Source organism: Bradyrhizobium sp. 159, from assembly GCF_023073795.1.
Classification (GTDB): Bacteria; Pseudomonadota; Alphaproteobacteria; order Rhizobiales; family Xanthobacteraceae; genus Bradyrhizobium.
Genome location: NZ_JADPKE010000053.1, coordinates 126,863 through 142,514 on the forward strand (window position 1 = coordinate 126,863; position 15,652 = coordinate 142,514).

Genomic DNA, 15,652 nt, shown 5'->3' on the forward strand with positions numbered 1-15,652 from the left:
CGTGGCAGCTTCCATGCGCCTGACAGGCAAATTCATGGCGATCGGCGCAGCCGCAGCACTGCTCTGCGCAGTCGCTGCGCTCTGGACATTGCGATCCGGCGAACCGGCACGTGCTACAGCGGCACTCGGCGAGGTCCGCCCAGTGTGGTCAGAAACCGACTGGCCTTTCGGCGCAGATCCCTGGGGGAAAGGAAAGGCATTCCGCTGCAAGGCCGAGGATTGCGGCGGCGAGGTCCAGCTCTACGTTCGCGCCAAGCTCGGGTTTTGCAATTGCGCCACCGGCGTCGCCGACGATGACGACCTCGAAAAAATGGGCGACCTGGCGCTGATTGGCAAGGCAACGCCGATCGGTGCCGGTCGAGAGATCATCGTCGGTCCGATGCGCGGCCGCAGCCGGCCCTATCGCGTCGAGGGAAATCGCAACGCGCTCTCACTCGCCTTCAATCAGCGGTGCGACATGGTGGCCGCCACGGCTTTGGTTGGATCGGGCGCGCCCGCGTCACTGGAACCGGCGGTGCTGGCGTTCCTCAATAGCGACCGCATGTTGAAATGGGCCGAGATCGCGCTCGGCTTGTAACTCAGAGCAATTCGGCTTCCGCCTGACTGCAGGATCTTCTCCGCTTGCCCTGCGCAACGTTAGCATTAACGTCATGTGCGAGCGTGTCAGGGCTCTCCGCGCGAGACGAATGGGGTCGCAGCCGGCTACGCGGCCCGCTCCCACGAGGCAGCATAAGCGCAAATGCGCGATTTCGGAATAATCGCATTATGCCCCTGTTTTGCCCGACGCGTCAACCGCGTCGCGGCTTCTTCGGGCCTGCCCGCGTAAGCCTTTGATTTCGCTGGCCCCGGCTACTGTGCATGGGTTGTTTTTCAATTTTTGTTTTGAGGGCACCGGAGTGCCGTCGCGCAAGGCGCCTTGCGGGCCCTCAGCTCTGGCGAAAACCCATCCGGAAGGCGCCCCAGTGCTTGCCGCGGACCATGATCGGCGAGGACAGATCCTTCATCAGCACGAACTGCCCGCCGCCCATGTCGCGGCGGTAGGTCTGGAGCAGGAACGGTTTGGTGTTGGCCGCGACCTTCTTCACCGCGCGATCGGTGAACAGGCGGCGGTTGCGGCAATTGGCGTTATTCCAGACCGGGTCCTTGCCCTGCGGCAGACGGTAGTTCGGATTGTGGGTCGGCAGATAGCCGCCCCTCGCCCAGGCGACGCAGAACACGATACGGGGATCGGATTTCTGAATCGGATCCTGGATCGCGGGCAGGACGCGGTCGGTGAACTCGACGTAATTGGTGAGGAATTGTTTCGGATCGGTGCCGGGAATTTCGCGGTACTTCTCGTCCATGAGCTGGTCGAGCGTGATATCGCCGCGATCGACCGCGGCTTCGAACTCGGCGGAGATTCGCTTGGCGGTTTCGATGACCACGCGGATCAGCGGCGCGTCCGACGTCGCCACGCCGCTGTCGGCGATCAGCGCGATCAGGCCTTCCGAGGTGTCGAGCAGTTTTGCGATCCGTTGGTCGGCACTCCTGAGATCGCGCGAGGACAGATCGACGCCCTTGGCAAGCTCGTTGAGCTCGCCGATCACGGTGTCGCAATGCCCGAGGTTGGAGGTCGCAGCTCGCGTGACGCTGCCGATCTCCGCCTCCACTGAGGCGAAACCCTGCTGGACGCGCGAGATGATGCTGGAGATCTGCTGGGCGCCTTCGCCGGCAGTCTTGGCACGCTGCGAAGCGTCGCTGCTCTCGCCGATTAGGCCTTCGATCTGGCCGTCGAGATCGCGCACGGTGTCGGAGATCTGATGTGTGGCCTGGCGAGTGGCTTCGGCGAGGTTCTTCACCTCGCTCGCGACCACGGCGAAGCCGCGGCCGGCATTGCCGGCGCGCGCGGCTTCGATCGTTGCGTTCAGCGCGAGCAGATTGGTCTGCTTGGCGATCGCCTCGATCGAGCCGGAGACCTTTGCGACCTGGGCCAGCGCCGAGCCGACGGCGCTCAATCGCGCCTCGATCCGCTCCACCGCGGCGACGAGCTCGGAGATGTGGCTGACGGCGGTATCGACTGCGCTGCGCGACTGCGCGATCTCGTCGGCCGCGGCGGACGACGTCGTTTGCACTGCCTGAGATGCGTTGGCGATTTCGTGGTTGGCCGAGACCATCGTCTCGGCCGTCTTCTGGAGGTGGTGAAACCGTTCCGACTGGTTGGCGACGCGGCTTGCGACTTCCTGGACATTGCCGGCGATGTCGGCGAGTTCCACGCCGAGGCCGCCGATGCGATCGGCGAGTTGGTCGATGAGCCGTTCGGCCAGCGTCCGGTTGGAGCCGGTGTCCATGACTGCAAGTTGTACGGCGGACATGTGCGATGAGTCCTCAAGGAGAGCCGTTCGCCGGCTCACGGCGGCATTCCCATTCCAGCTTCAGCTTTAAAGGATGATTCGCGCCTGCCGTCTTGCCTGAGTGTGCACTACAATTTGTAGGCCGTCCTGAATCCGCCCCAGTGCCGGCCCTGCACCCGGATGGGGACGTCGATCTCCCGCATCATCACGGTGTTTCCGTTGCCCATGTCGCGCGCATAGCTCTGGACCAGGTACGAGCGCAGGTTGCGCGCGGCGGCGAGCCCCGCCGGATCGTTGAATATCCGCCGGTTGCGGCTGTTGGCAGTGTTCCAGGCCACCTCGCCCGGCCGCTGCGGATGCGAATAGATCTTGTTGTGCACCGGCAGGAAGCCGTTGCGATCAACCATGGCGCAGAACGCCATGCGCTGGTCCTTTGCCAGGAATGCCTCCTGGAACGGCGGTAGCGCGCGGTCGGCCCAGTCCAGATAACTTGTGCGATATTGCTGCGGATCGGTGCCCGCAATTTCTACATAGTCGGTGTCGAAAAGGTCGTCGATCTTGACCTCGCCGCGCGCGACCGCCTGCTCGAATATCTTCGTCAGGGCGTTGCCGGCTTCCATGGCACGGGTGACGAACTCCGTGTTCTCCTCATGGATCGACCACAGCCTGTCCTCGATCTTCTCGCGGAGCTCGGCATTGGGGCCGACGAATTGCGCGCGGGCGCCGGCTTTGGATTGCTCGACCACGCGCAGGCGGCAGGCGCCGACGTTCTCGAGGGTGCCTTCGACCAGCGCTTGCGGCGCAAGCCGGCCTGCTTCCGCGCCGCCGATCAGCACGCCGTCCATCGCGATCTCGTAGACTGGCATCACGCCGCGCGCGGTTTCGAACTTGAGATGGCAGGGCAAGCGCTCGGTCTTGCGGCGGTCATCGTGCTCGCTCTGGCGGAGCAGCACGGCGCAACGCGACTTCAGCTTTTGCGCGAAGGTAGTAACGGCGCGGCCGGCGCTGGCGACGTTCTCGCCATGGGTCTCGGCCGCTTTGGTGGCTGCATCGATCTCGGCCGCGCTCTCGCCGACCGAGACGATGAAGTCTGAGGCGCTGGCAGCGTTGCCGGAGACTTCGCTGGTGGTGGCGTTCTGCTCGGCGACGGCGCCGTTGACGGTCTCGAACACCGGGCGGATCGCCTCGATCGCCTGCGAGATGCGGTGCACGGCATCCGCAGAGCCGGCGGCGTCGCGCTGGAGTGCATCGATCTTTTTGGTGATCTCTTCGGTCGCGCCCTGGGTCTGCACTGCGAGCGCCTTCACTTCCGTCGCGACAACTGCAAAGCCTTTGCCGGCCGCGCCGGCGCGCGCGGCCTCGATGGTCGAGTTGAGCGCGAGCAGCGTCGTCTGCCGTGCGATCTGCGCGATCAGATTGACGACATTGCCGATGGCGGCGGAGGACTCGCGCAGGCGATCGACATTGGCGCGGGCTTCCTGCGCGGCGGCGCTGGCCTCGTCGGCGAGCTTGCCTGCCTCGCGAACCTGCGCTCCGATTCCCAGTGCGGACTGCGTGAACTTGTCGGCGGCATGGGCGAAGGTCGAGGCGGTCGATTGCGCCGCGTTGGTGCGGCCGGTCAGGGCGTCGGTGCGGTCGCGAATGGCGGCAAGGGTTGCCGCGGTCGCCTCGGCGCCGCCGGCCACCGAATTGGCGGCGCGCTCGAGCTGCCGGATCATCGCGCCGAGCTCGAGTTCCAGCAGTTCCAGGATCTCGCGGGCCGAGTCGCCATCGGCGGTCCCGGCGGGCTCGGAATGAGCCACCGGTTGCGCAGCCTGCGGGGCTGCCGCAGGCGCAGCCATGTCCGGCAGACGCTTCCGAAATAGTCCGAACGCCATCGGGTCTCTCTGGTCGGGGGACGGTCGGACGCTATTTTCGCAGGCTGAAATGAAGTCAGGGTTAACGATGCCTGAGACCTAGGCAGAGGCCATTACGGCGGCTACCTTTACAGTGCTACCTTAGAGCAGCAGATCCCTTTGATTCCGGTGGGTTGGCGGCCTATAAGGCCGCGCCTCCCACCCATCGGCGAACGATCCCAAGACCCTTCAAGAGACCACGCATGGCCGGACATTCCCAATTCAAGAACATCATGCACCGCAAGGGGCGGCAGGATGCCCAGAAGTCGAAGCTGTTCGGCAAGCTGGCGCGGGAAATCACCGTCGCGGCCAAGCTGGGTACACCCGACCCCGCCATGAACCCGCGCCTGCGCGCCGCCGTGATCGCCGCGCGCCAGGAGAACATGCCGAAGGACAATATCGAGCGCGCCATCAAGAAGGCGCTCGGCAGCGAGGGCGAGAATTATGACGAGATCCGCTACGAGGGCTACGGCCCCGGCGGCGTCGCCGTCATCGTCGAGGCGCTGACTGACAACCGCAACCGCGCCGCGTCCGATATCCGCTCCTTCTTCACCAAGTCCGGCGGCAATCTCGGCGAAACCGGCTCGGTCTCCTTCATGTTCGACCGTACCGGCATCATCGAATACGATCGCAGCGTCGCGTCTGACGATGCCGTGCTGGACGCGGCAATCGAGGCCGGCGCCGACGACGTGATCTCCGGCGAGGGCGGACACGAGATCTACGCCTCGACCGAAAGCTATCGCGACGTCGCCAAGGCGCTGGAAGCCAAGTTCGGTGAGCCGCGCAAGGCCGCGCTGATCTGGAAGCCGCAGAACACGGTGTCGGTCGACGACGAGACCGGCGAGAAGCTGCTCAAATTGATGGACATGCTGAATGAGCACGACGACGTCCAGAACGTCTACGCCAATTTCGAGGTGTCGGACGCGCTGATGGCGAAGATGGGCGGCTAGGCCCTCAACCCTCCGCTGTCGTCGCCCGGCTTGACCGGGCGACCCAGTATTCCAGAGACGTTCGAACAATACCGATAAGCCGCGGCATACTGGATACCCGCCTTCGCGGGTATGACACCGGAATGTGTGCTGAGCGGCGGTGCGCCCCGCGGTATCCCACTTCCCCTGTTACTTCCGTTCTGTTTCTGTTTCGCTTCGGGCGGCCAGCCGCTATCACTGGCCCATGACTGCGCTCCCGATTCGCGGCCCCGTTCGCATCATCGGCATCGACCCCGGCCTGCGCCGCACCGGCTGGGGCGTGATCGAGGCTGAGGGCAACCGTCTGATCTACGTCGCCTGCGGCTCGGTGGAACCGCCGGACGACTTGCCGTTGGCGAGCCGGCTGCTTGCGATCCATGAGGGGCTCGCGGCCGTTCTGTCCGATCACCGGCCGATGGAAGCCGCGGTCGAGCAGACCTTTGTCAACAAGGACGGCGTTGCGACACTGAAGCTCGGCCAGGCCCGCGGCGTTGCCATGCTGGCGCCCGCAATGTTCGGCATCGTTGTCGCCGAATATGCGCCGAACCAGGTCAAGAAGACGGTGGTCGGCGCCGGTCACGCCGACAAGCAACAGATCGCGATGATGCTCAAGATTTTGCTGCCCAAGGCCGAGCCGCCGTCGGCGGATGCCGCCGACGCGCTCGCCATCGCCATCACCCACGCTCATCACCGCCAGAGCACCGCGCTCAGGCTGAAGGTCGTGGGGATATGATCGGCAAGCTCAAGGGGCTGATCGATACTTACGGCGAGGATTTCGTCATCCTCGACGTCGGCGGCGTTGGCTATCAGGTGCATTGCTCGTCACGCACGTTGCAGCATCTGCCGTCGCCGGGCGAAGCGGCCGTGCTGTCGATCGAGACTTATGTCCGCGAGGACCAGATCAAACTGTTCGGCTTTCGCACTGACCAGGAGCGTGAATGGTTTCGCCTGCTCCAGACCGTGCAGGGCGTCGGCGCCAAGGTCGCGCTCGCCGTGCTCGGCACCTTGTCGCCGGCTGACCTCGCCAATGCCATCGCGCTCCGCGACAAGGCGGCGGTCGCGCGCACGCCCGGCGTCGGCCCCAAGGTCGCCGAGCGCATCGTCACCGAACTGAAGGACAAGGCGCCGGCCTTTGCCAATGTCGATCCGGCCGTGGTGCATCTCGCCGGCGCCGTCGACGACCAGCGCGCGCCGCGCCCCGTGGCGGATGCGATCTCCGCACTGGTCAATCTCGGCTACGGCCAACCGCAGGCCGCCGCGGCGATTGCGTCGGCTTCGCGTAGTGCGGGCGAGAATGCCGAGACCGCGCAGCTCATCCGCCTCGGCCTGAAGGAACTCGCGAAGTGAGCGATCCCAAGGCCAATCGCATGGTCTCGCCCGAGCGCCGCAGCGATGATGTCGGCGACACCGCGCTGCGCCCGCAATCGCTGTCCGACTTCGTCGGCCAGCAGCAGGCGCGCAAGAACCTCTCGATCTTCATCGAGGCGGCGCGCAAGCGCGGCGAGGCGCTGGATCACGTGCTGTTCGTGGGTCCCCCGGGTCTCGGCAAGACCACGCTGGCGCAGATCGTGGCGAAGGAGCTGGGCGTCGGCTTTCGTGCCACATCGGGGCCGGTGATCGCCAAGGCCGGCGATCTCGCCGCTCTCCTCACCAACCTCGAAGAGCGCGACGTGCTCTTCATCGACGAAATCCATCGCCTCAGTCCGGCGGTGGAAGAGGTGCTCTATCCCGCGATGGAGGACTTTCAGCTCGACCTCATCATCGGCGAGGGCCCGGCGGCGCGCTCGGTGAAGATCGAGCTGTCGAAATTCACCCTCGTCGGCGCTACCACGCGCGCTGGCCTGCTGACCAATCCGCTGCGCGACCGCTTCGGCATTCCGGTGCGGCTCAATTTCTACACCATTGAAGAACTGGAAAGCATCGTCAGCCGCGGCGCGCGCGTGCTCAATGTCGGCATGACCGCCGATGGCGCCAACGAGATCGCGCGCCGCGCCCGCGGCACACCGCGCATCGCGGGCCGTCTGCTCCGCCGGGTCCGCGACTTCGCCTCGGCGGCCGATGCCGACAAGATCGACCGCAAGATCGCCGACCACGCACTCAGCGCGCTCGAGGTCGATGCCGCAGGCCTCGATGCCATGGACCGCCGCTACCTCACGACCATCGCGCAGAACTATGGCGGCGGCCCGGTCGGCGTCGAGACCATGGCCGCCGCTTTGTCCGAGCCGCGCGATGCGATCGAGGACATCATCGAGCCCTATCTGATCCAGTGCGGCTATCTCCAGCGCACCCCGCGCGGCCGCCTGCTCACCTCGCACGCCTTCCGTCATCTCGGTCTCGCCGAGCCCTCGCGCGACGCGGCCCAGTTCGGCCTGTTCGGCTCGGACGAGAGCGACGACTGATTTGCGCAAGTGCAAAGTGCTCCAGTTCTCATGAATTTCCGGTAATCTTGTGCAGGTCCCTGCACGGAGATGCAGACGGTCTGCACGAGCGCACCCCAATTCCGCTCCAATCGGGTCGCATCGAGAACCAGCATCACCATCGAGCGTCCATGATCACTCGCCGTCATTTCATCCGTTCCATCGGCGCCCTGTCCGCCCTCGGCGCCTCGACCGCGGCCTACGGTGTCGGCGTCGAGCCGATGCTGCGGCTCCGCGTTACCCGCTATCATCCGACGCCGCGGCAATGGCCGACGGATCTTCCGCTGAAAATCGCCGTCATCGCCGACATCCATGCCTGCGATCCCTGGATGCCGCTGGAGCGGATCGAGGCCATCGTCGACCGCACCAACGCGCTGAATGCCGACCTCATCGTGCTGCTCGGCGACTATGTCGCCGGCCTGCACCAGGTCACCCGTACCATCCCGTCGAGCGAATGGGCCAGAGTGCTGGGCGGCCTCAGGGCGCCGCTCGGCGTTCACGCCGTCATGGGCAACCACGATTATTGGGACGACAAGACCGTGCAACGGGCCGGGTATGGCCCAACCATCGCGCATCGGGCGCTGGAAGCGGCCGGTATACCCGTCTACGAGAACGATGTCGTGCGTCTCACCAAGGACGGCCGCCCGTTCTGGCTTGCGGGTCTCGGCGATCAGCTCGCCTTCCTGCCGGCGCGACGCTTCCGCAGCATGGTGCACTTCGGTGCCGACGATCTCAACGCCACGCTCGCCAAGGTCACGGATGACGCGCCGATCATCCTGCTCGCGCATGAGCCTAACATCGCGCCGCGCGTCCCGGCGCGCGTCGCGCTGCAACTGTCCGGCCATACCCATGGCGGTCAGGTGCGCCTGCTTGGCTGGTCGCCGGCGGTCCCGCCGCAGCATGGCATACGGCTCGCCTATGGCCATGTCCGACTGAAATGCGACGTGATCATCTCCGGCGGCCTCGGTTGCAGCATCATGCCGCTCCGCGTCGGCGTGCCGCCTGAGATCGTCGAGGTGACGCTGGGTGGGACGAGGCGGCCGGTTGTATCCTAGCTCGGCTTGCGCGGCCGGCGGTTTTTGCGCAAAACGGGCTGGTTATCGACAAGCCAAGAGGCTCGCGACGTGACAGCTCATCTCGACGGCGAGATCCGCGACGGCCGCCACCACATGCAGGTCCGCGTCTATTACGAGGACACGGATTTCCCTGACTTGCCATTGTCGTAGTAGGCAAACGTGCTGATTTCTCGCTCCTTGCTACGGTTTTCAGGGAAAAGCTTCTTGCCGTAAAGCGCGGAGCTGTTCAGGTAGGGGGTATATTCGTACGGCATCCGCTTGGGAACCGGATGCACTACTATGCATTCAATCAAGTTGCGGAACGCGACGCGAGTTTCGATCGCCTTCGGATTCGTCTTGAGCGCGGTGACCAGCCTTCTAACCTCCGAACGGTATCCGTCACTGAATTTCGAGTGATCGAAGCCGATGACATTTTCGCCGCCACCGCCCAGCAGCCGCAAGCGCTCTTCAACGCTTTCCCGCTCCACGTCGCACTCATCGATCCGCTTGAGCAACTCGTCCGGCTTCCGACGGCTATTTGCGATGGCATATGACAGGCGTTCGATCTCGGTAGTCAACACGCGGCGTCGACGCTCTAGCTTAGCGTGTTCGCTGCCCTTGTTCCGATCGTTTTTGCGCTCCTCCTTCCAGGCACACATCGCCTCTTCAATGGCTTTCGGCGAAAGCAATTTCAGTTGGATTTTGTCGGAGGCATCCTCGAGCAGAACGTCCATGTCGAAGCTGCGGGTGTGCTCGCAGGTGCCCCGCTGATGCGCGCTCGCGCATGCCGCGCGCGGTGCACCGTTACGCGAGGATTGAGCGATTCGCATGTGGCCATTGCAGACGCCGCACCGGAGCACACCGGCAAGCGGGTGCTCATTGTTGCGCGGGATCACGGCGCGACGCCGCGGCTTGCCAGTCGGTCCGAACATAGATACGGCGCGCGCGCTACGAACCTCCTGCGCTCGATTCCAGAGCACTTGCGGAACGATCCGTAGCTCCGGCTTTTTGACTATGATGTGGCGCTCTTCTGGATTGCGGCGCTTCTGTTTCTTCTGGGTCTCCGGGTTGAGAATTGTCGAGCGAACGTTCCAATGTATCTCGCCGATATATAGATCGTTGCCGATAATGCCGCGACCATGCCGACCGCCTGTGATGCACTGATGATTCCAGGTGGTACGACCAGCCTTGTTCTTGTGACGAGTTGCACCGGGTGAGGGCACGCCTTCGCGGGTGAGATCAGCGGCGATAGTTCGGGTCGAGCGGCCCGCTGCATATTCGGTGAAGATGCGGAGCACAATCTTTGCTTCGTTCTCATCGATCACGCGTTCGCCCGGCGCGCCCGGCCTCGGTCGATAACCATAGGCGTATGAGCCAGGAATTCTTCCGTTGGCAACAGCGTTGTCATGGCCGCGCCGAACCTTTTCGGCGAGCTGCGGCTTGTAAATCGTGTTGTAGAGACTTGCAATGCTGATGTCAGTGGCGGTCGCATAGACCCCTTTCTGATCCATCAGCTCGACGCCATTGAACTCGAAAACCTGCTTGAGACGCTGGATGGTTGCGGGATCACGCGACAAGCGGTCGAAATGTTCAACCACGACCACGTCAAAGTCCTGGTTTCGCACCCCGTTGAGCAAACGTTGATAGCCGTCCCTCGCACCTTCGGTAAGACCAGATTTTGCGGCATCCACAAACTCGCCGATGACATCGAGGTTGTTGCGCAATGCGACCTTCCGGCAGAGCAATAGCTGACCGTCAATCGAGGTCGCCTTTTGCATGTCGCTGGAATAACGGGCGTATAGTACGGCCGTTTTCTTCGATGACGCTGTCGTCATGCCGGTCCTCTATCGGCTGCCCCGAACCGTGATGTTCATCCCGTGCGAGCTGACGTCCGATAGCACGCGCCAACTCAAACCAGATTTCGTCATTGTCCGGATTATCCCAGCTCTGACGATGGGAGGGGGCAAGCGGTCGAATGGTCGCTCGTTGTCTTCGGAGAGATCGGATGCGGGCACGCATTTGCAAACTCGCAAGCAGAAGCTAGCGTAAATTTCTGCGCCGCGCTACAGCCAAGCCGCAGCGATTACTCGCAACGCTTCGCTCATGCTGACCTCGGCAGCGTCGAATGAAAATGAATTTCTTGAAGTGCCGCGGCGCGCGTGAGGGCATTCCTGGCGATGAGGCGCGTAGTCGAGAGCAGATGTGCTAAGCAAAGCGGAGTAAAAATACTTACGGGTGACGGCGGCGTAAGTCTGTTGCTGGGGCCGGTGCATAGCGGACCCGTTCTCGGTTCACGCGGCTTCTCGTGCAGATGTGTAGTGGCTGCCGCGGAGCGCCGGCTCGTCCATCAATAAAATTTGGCCGCTGGCGGCGAATTGTAGCGCACAGCCCAGACGCGGTGGTCCGCCCCCAAGGAGCCGTCGCTGATTGGGTCTTTCTTATTCCGCTGGTTCGATCACCCCCCTTGCGTCGAGCCTCCCAGAGCAAGCATTCGCGTCTGCGTGAGCTCCGTAATCGCGCGTCGAAAAGCACTGTCAGAGAAACGCATAGTTCTGATAGAGTGCTCCCGCTCCGATATCCAAGGAGTTCAAAATTGAACCCGCTGCCCAGGTCCGTCCGGCGTCTGGATCCTCATGGATTTCCTCCATGTCGGGTGGCGAGACACCGTCGGATGATGCCCAGTGGCGCCTCACCAGCGCTGGCGAGATACGCGAACCGCTGGCCTGTGGTGGGAGGTGCACGCCGCCGAGTCTGCCGTCTCGGCTAAGATCGGGTTGGGCAGATACGGTTCGCCGTTTTCCACGAGGAATCAGCCAGCCCGCAACGGGAACCTCGCTCCGTCCAGGCGTTAGCATAGCCGCCCCGGTGCGTCGGAGTGGTGTAAATTATGTTTCTTCCTATTTTTAATGAATGTTGTCGGGCTTATGCGTCCATGTTTTGCGGGAACGGAGACCGCGATGCCAAAGCATCAGACCTCGCTTGAAAAGATCGATCGGCGAGCGCGTGGCGGTGACGGTTGCGGCCGGCGACGTGCGCATCCGCCACGGCATGCGCGAGGTTGCGGTCCATAAGCAATCGGAAGGTCGCCGGCTGCGGATCATCGATTCCGCCCACCTCGACGGGGTTGCCGGTCGCACTGGCGCCTTCTGCCGACCGGCAATCGCGACACCGACAGTGCCGGCGCCTTCACTGCCCTCGTTGTTGCGTCCTCTTGCCGAATACGAAGCAGCGATCGGAGGGAGCTTCTGATGGCGCGTACAAAGAAAGCTACCGAAGCGCCAATCGATCGGCTCGAGGCCATGCTGGTGTTGCAGCTCTCCGGCATCCGCGACCAGCTCGACAACCTGCTCGAGGAGGCGGCGCGCGCGAACCTGTCGGCGCGTGAGACGCTGATCCTGCTGTGCGAGCGTGACATCGCGCGCAAGGATCATCACGTCTACGAGGATGAGCCCTACAAGTTCACGCTGCTCGAAGGCGTCAAACGTGTGCAGCTCGCCGAATCCGCACTCAAGAGCTGGAAGGAGCGGCGCTGGATCGACGTCGCCCCGATCAAGGCCTGAGGTCTATTGCACAAGTGTCGATGTCTGTTGAGCCGTCATTGCGAGCGAAGCGAAGCAATCCAGAATGCCTCCGCGGAGACAGTCTGGATTGCTTGGTCGCGGAGTTTAGGTCCGGCCGGCCGAAGGCCGGACCGGGTGGCTCCTCGCAATGACGGGGAGAGGTCCGAAATCATGAACAGGCCCGTCCAGCCGATGTCCTCATTGTCGCTCAAGCTGCCGAAAGCCGATCGTTCGATCGAGAATTCCCCGCAAAGCTCGAAGGTCCGCTCAACTGCATCGCGTTCTCGGCCGTGCACATTGTCGCCGATGCCTTTGCGACAACGATCCCTGGCTCTCGGTCGCGGTCGATTGGGACAAGACCATCGCGTTCCGCGAGCACGTCTGGGATCTCGGGCTTGGTGTCGCCGAGGCCATGGACAGCGCGCAGCGCGGCATGGGCCTGGACTGGCCGACCTCGCTGGAGCTGATCACGCGCTCGGTGTCTGCCGCGAAGCGGCGCAATGCGCTGGTGTTTTCGGGCGCCGGCACCGATCGTCTTGCCTGGAGGATGCCAAGACCATCGACGACGTGATCCGCGCCTATGAGGAGCAGATCTCCGCGGTCGAGAAGGTCGGCGGCCGCATCATTCTGATGGCATCGCGCGCTCGCAAAAACTCGGCCGGACGCCGACGACTACGCCAAGGTATATGACCTCGTGCTGCCGCAGGTTCGAGAGCGCGTGATCATCCACTGGCTCGGCGGCATGTTCGATCCCGCATTGACGGGATACTGGGCACAAGATCTCGACGAGGCGATGGACACCGCCGTTGCCATCATCAACGGCAACGCCGCCAAGGTCGATGGTGTCAAGGTCTCGCTGCTTGACAAGCAGCGCGAGATCGACATGCGACGGCGCCTCGACAGGCGCATCAAGATGTACACCGGCGACGACCTCAATATGCGGAGCTGATCGCCGGGATGAGCGGGGTTTCTCGCACGCGCTGCTCGGCATCTTCGACGCTATTGCACCGGCGGCGTCCTACGCGCTGTCGCGATTGGCCGCCGGCGACGAGGTCGGCACGACGTGCTCGGGCCGACGGTGCCGCTGTCGCGCCACATCTTCAAGGCGCCGACGCGCTTCTACAAGACCGGCGTCGTATTCATGGCCTATCTCAAGGGCCACCAGGACCATTTCACCACGGTCGGGGGCCAGGAGAGCGCGCGCTCAGGTTTGCCAATGTTCAGGTTTGCCAATGTTCAGATTGACAGCGCTAGCCTTGAGCGGATTTTGCCCAGCCGGGACGGGACTTACATCATCAACCGGATTCGCGGCGATCTCGGCTTCCGGCCGATTTAGAACCCCAGGATACCTTTTGATAGTCTCAAAGGTTGCGTCGCACCAATTAGCTTGACTTTAGCGCGGGTGAGTGCTTGCTCACTCACATGAGCTCATTGCGTATGACGAGCGACCTGAGGCGTCAATTGATCCTCCGTGCCGCGAAACGTTGCTTTGCCCGACACGGCTATACCGGCACCACGACCAAGAGCGTGGCGGCCGCCGCTGCTATTTCCGAGGCGCTGCTGTTCAAGCATTTCCCCTCCAAGGCGGCGCTGTATGCCGAGATCCTCAGCGATGAGTGCGAGGCGGAACCAGCATTGATGGAGCTGCTCGAGCGGGAGCCGTCGACGGCTGCCCTGGTCGAGCTGATCCGCGGCATGGTCCGGCACTTCCTTCAGATCGCCGACGGTCCCGACCAGGAGGAGGCGCAGCGCCTGCGACTGATGGCCACGAGCCATTTGGATGGTGGCGAATTCGCCCGTTTGCTGTATGCCAAGATCGAAACGCTGATCGGGCCGGTGTTCGTTGCCGCGCTCGAGCGTGCCGTTGCCGCCGGGGACGCGCGGCCGTGGACCGGCCATCCGCTCAATCTTTTCTGGTTCGCGCATCATTCGCTGATGACGGCGGCACTGACCAGGCTGCCGGCCACGCCCTGTCTCGCTTACGGCAAGGCGAACGACCTCGAGCGGCAGCTCTGTGAGTTTCTCCTGAGAGGTATCGGACTTAACGACGCCGCAATTGCTGCGCATCTGGGCCACAATCAGGCCGCGAATGCCGGCAAGACGGCGATTGCAGAAAGTGCATGACATGAACATCGTGACCGAACACAAGATTTCGGGCGAACCGATCGACAACAAGGCTCCCAAGCGACCGGTTCGGCCGGTGCTGTGGTTCATCATCGTCGGCACGCTGCTCAGCGTGCTCGTCGGTGGCCTGGTCTGGTTCAACTATTTCCGCGGCCAGATGATCAAGCAGTTCTTCGCCAACAACAAGCCGCCGCCGACCGCGGTGAGTGCGGCTGAGGCGAAGTCCGAAGTGGTGCCGAACCTGTTGACCGCGGTCGGCGGCCTCGCCGCCGTGCACCAGGTCGACGTCAGTGCCGACGTCAACGGCCGCGTCACCGAGATCAAGTTCGAGCCCGGTACGCGTGTCGAAGCCGGCACGCCGCTGGCGCAGCTGTTCGACGCGGCCGAGCAGGGCGATCTGGCGAGCTTCAAGGCGCAGGCCACCGTCGCGCAGTTGTCACTCGACCGTGCCAAGCAGCTGGCCTCGCGCCAGTTCGGCCCGCAGGCGACCGTCGATCAGGCTCAGGCCGCCTACGACCAGGCGCAGGCCGGCATCGCCAAGACCGAGGCGCTGATTTCGCAGAAGCTGGTCCGCGCGCCGTTCTCCGGCGATCTTGGCATACGCAAGGTCGAGGTCGGACAATATCTGACGGCCGGCACGGCGATCGTATCTCTGACCGATCTGTCGCAGCTGTGGGCGAACTTCACGGTGACGGAAAAGGACTCGGGCAACCTCAAGGTCGGCCAATCGGTTCGGCTCAAGGTCGACGCCTATCCGGGCCGCACCTTCGACGCCAAGATCACCACGATCGAGCCGCAGATCTCGGCCGACACCCGCAACATCCGCGTGCAGGCGACCGTCTCCAATCCGGAGAAAATCCTGAAGCCGGGCATGTTCGTCACCACCACGGTGGTGCTGCCGGACAAGCCGGCGGTGATCACCGTGCCGGAGACGGCAGTCGACTACACGCTGTACGGCGACTCCGTGTTCGTGATCACCGAGAAGAAGGAAGAGGACGGCAAGACCAGCCTCTCCGCGGTGCGCACCTTCGTGCAGACCGGCAGCCGGGTCGAGGGTCGCGTTGAAATCCTCAAAGGCGTAAAGCCGGGCGACAAGGTCGTCGCCGTCGGCCAGCTCAAGCTGCAATCGGGCGCCCCGGTGTCGATTTCGACCGACCCGGCCCCGGCAATCCCGGCGCAGCCGCCGCGCTACTGACCCATTACAACATTCGCGTGATCCGGCTCGGCCGGATCACGCTTCTTGAGACATAGAAATCGAGATCGCCGCGATGGCCTTTACCGACATTTTCATCAAGCGACCGGT

Annotated in this window: 12 protein-coding genes and 3 pseudogenes; 12 read left to right on the forward strand and 3 right to left on the reverse strand. The window is 63.6% G+C overall.

All coding sequences use genetic code 11. The features are described from left to right. Positions 1–13 precede the first annotated feature (13 nt). Complete coding sequence (locus tag IVA96_RS14595; RefSeq protein ID WP_247278101.1) at positions 14–577, forward strand: hypothetical protein; 564 nt, start codon at positions 14–16, stop codon at positions 575–577. 349 nt (positions 578–926) lie between these two features. Here IVA96_RS14595 and IVA96_RS14600 read toward each other — a convergent pair whose 3' ends face one another. Continuing rightward, positions 927–2,351 carry a methyl-accepting chemotaxis protein gene (locus IVA96_RS14600; protein WP_247417971.1) on the reverse strand — a complete coding sequence of 475 codons (1,425 nt, stop codon included), beginning with the start codon at positions 2,349–2,351 and terminating at the stop codon, positions 927–929. 107 nt (positions 2,352–2,458) lie between these two features. Next, positions 2,459–4,207, reverse strand: a complete 1,749-nt coding sequence (locus tag IVA96_RS14605; protein WP_247417973.1) for a methyl-accepting chemotaxis protein — start codon at positions 4,205–4,207, stop codon at positions 2,459–2,461. A 221-nt stretch (positions 4,208–4,428) separates the two neighbouring features. Here IVA96_RS14605 and IVA96_RS14610 point away from each other — a divergent pair, with 221 nt between their 5' ends. The 6 genes and pseudogenes from IVA96_RS14610 to IVA96_RS35810 form a co-directional block, all read left to right on the forward strand. Then, positions 4,429–5,175 (forward strand): YebC/PmpR family DNA-binding transcriptional regulator, encoded by a 747-nt coding sequence (locus IVA96_RS14610; protein WP_247278104.1) that lies wholly within the window; start codon positions 4,429–4,431, stop codon positions 5,173–5,175. Between the two features lie 223 nt (positions 5,176–5,398). Next, positions 5,399–5,926, forward strand: a complete 528-nt coding sequence (gene ruvC, locus IVA96_RS14615; protein ID WP_247278105.1) for a crossover junction endodeoxyribonuclease RuvC — start codon at positions 5,399–5,401, stop codon at positions 5,924–5,926. Beyond that, complete coding sequence (gene ruvA, locus IVA96_RS14620) at positions 5,923–6,540, forward strand: Holliday junction branch migration protein RuvA (RefSeq protein ID WP_247278106.1); 618 nt, start codon at positions 5,923–5,925, stop codon at positions 6,538–6,540. The genes ruvC and ruvA overlap by 4 nt, the downstream gene beginning before the upstream one ends. Before the next feature lie 20 nt (positions 6,541–6,560). After that, positions 6,561–7,592 (forward strand): Holliday junction branch migration DNA helicase RuvB, encoded by a 1,032-nt coding sequence (gene ruvB / locus IVA96_RS14625; protein WP_247278114.1) that lies wholly within the window; start codon positions 6,561–6,563, stop codon positions 7,590–7,592. A gap of 149 nt (positions 7,593–7,741) precedes the next feature. Next, on the forward strand, positions 7,742–8,665 hold the full coding sequence (locus tag IVA96_RS14630; protein WP_247278107.1) for a metallophosphoesterase: 924 nt from the start codon (positions 7,742–7,744) through the stop codon (positions 8,663–8,665). A gap of 69 nt (positions 8,666–8,734) precedes the next feature. Next, positions 8,735–8,815, forward strand: a pseudogene (locus IVA96_RS35810) (acyl-CoA thioester hydrolase); the annotation flags it as partial. On the opposite strand, the gene IVA96_RS14640 reads toward IVA96_RS35810, so the two are convergent. After that, positions 8,797–10,500 (reverse strand): recombinase family protein, encoded by a 1,704-nt coding sequence (locus IVA96_RS14640; RefSeq protein WP_247278108.1) that lies wholly within the window; start codon positions 10,498–10,500, stop codon positions 8,797–8,799. The pseudogene IVA96_RS35810 and the gene IVA96_RS14640 sit on opposite strands and share 19 nt — an antisense overlap. Positions 10,501–11,644: 1,144 nt before the next feature. Here IVA96_RS14640 and IVA96_RS14645 point away from each other — a divergent pair. The 5 genes and pseudogenes from IVA96_RS14645 to IVA96_RS14665 all read left to right on the forward strand — a co-directional run bounded on the left by IVA96_RS14645 (position 11,645) and on the right by IVA96_RS14665 (position 15,544). Further along, on the forward strand, positions 11,645–11,914 hold the full coding sequence (locus IVA96_RS14645) for a hypothetical protein (protein ID WP_247278109.1): 270 nt from the start codon (positions 11,645–11,647) through the stop codon (positions 11,912–11,914). Between the two features lie 182 nt (positions 11,915–12,096). Next, positions 12,097–12,225 (forward strand): annotated as a pseudogene (locus IVA96_RS14650) (gfo/Idh/MocA family oxidoreductase); the annotation flags it as partial. 171 nt (positions 12,226–12,396) lie between these two features. Next, a pseudogene (locus tag IVA96_RS14655) lies at positions 12,397–13,432 on the forward strand (dihydrodipicolinate synthase family protein); the annotation flags it as partial. A gap of 215 nt (positions 13,433–13,647) precedes the next feature. Continuing rightward, positions 13,648–14,349, forward strand: coding sequence for a TetR/AcrR family transcriptional regulator (locus IVA96_RS14660; RefSeq protein ID WP_247417976.1), 702 nt, complete (start codon positions 13,648–13,650; stop codon positions 14,347–14,349). 1 nt (position 14,350) lies between these two features. After that, positions 14,351–15,544 (forward strand): efflux RND transporter periplasmic adaptor subunit, encoded by a 1,194-nt coding sequence (locus IVA96_RS14665; RefSeq protein ID WP_247417978.1) that lies wholly within the window; start codon positions 14,351–14,353, stop codon positions 15,542–15,544. The last annotated feature ends 108 nt before the right edge of the window (positions 15,545–15,652 follow it).

Bases quoted from the DNA above. Each gene is read 5' to 3' on its own strand.
- IVA96_RS14595 (WP_247278101.1), top strand. From the start codon at position 14: ATGCGCCTGACAGGCAAATTCATGGCGATCGGCGCAGCCGCAGCACTG.
- IVA96_RS14600 (WP_247417971.1), bottom strand. From the start codon at position 2,351: ATGTCCGCCGTACAACTTGCAGTCATGGACACCGGCTCCAACCGGACG.
- IVA96_RS14605 (WP_247417973.1), bottom strand. From the start codon at position 4,207: ATGGCGTTCGGACTATTTCGGAAGCGTCTGCCGGACATGGCTGCGCCT.
- IVA96_RS14610 (WP_247278104.1), top strand. From the start codon at position 4,429: ATGGCCGGACATTCCCAATTCAAGAACATCATGCACCGCAAGGGGCGG.
- ruvC (WP_247278105.1), top strand. From the start codon at position 5,399: ATGACTGCGCTCCCGATTCGCGGCCCCGTTCGCATCATCGGCATCGAC.
- ruvA (WP_247278106.1), top strand. From the start codon at position 5,923: ATGATCGGCAAGCTCAAGGGGCTGATCGATACTTACGGCGAGGATTTC.
- ruvB (WP_247278114.1), top strand. From the start codon at position 6,561: ATGGTCTCGCCCGAGCGCCGCAGCGATGATGTCGGCGACACCGCGCTG.
- IVA96_RS14630 (WP_247278107.1), top strand. From the start codon at position 7,742: ATGATCACTCGCCGTCATTTCATCCGTTCCATCGGCGCCCTGTCCGCC.
- IVA96_RS14640 (WP_247278108.1), bottom strand. From the start codon at position 10,500: ATGACGACAGCGTCATCGAAGAAAACGGCCGTACTATACGCCCGTTAT.
- IVA96_RS14660 (WP_247417976.1), top strand. From the start codon at position 13,648: ATGAGCTCATTGCGTATGACGAGCGACCTGAGGCGTCAATTGATCCTC.
- IVA96_RS14665 (WP_247417978.1), top strand. From the start codon at position 14,351: ATGAACATCGTGACCGAACACAAGATTTCGGGCGAACCGATCGACAAC.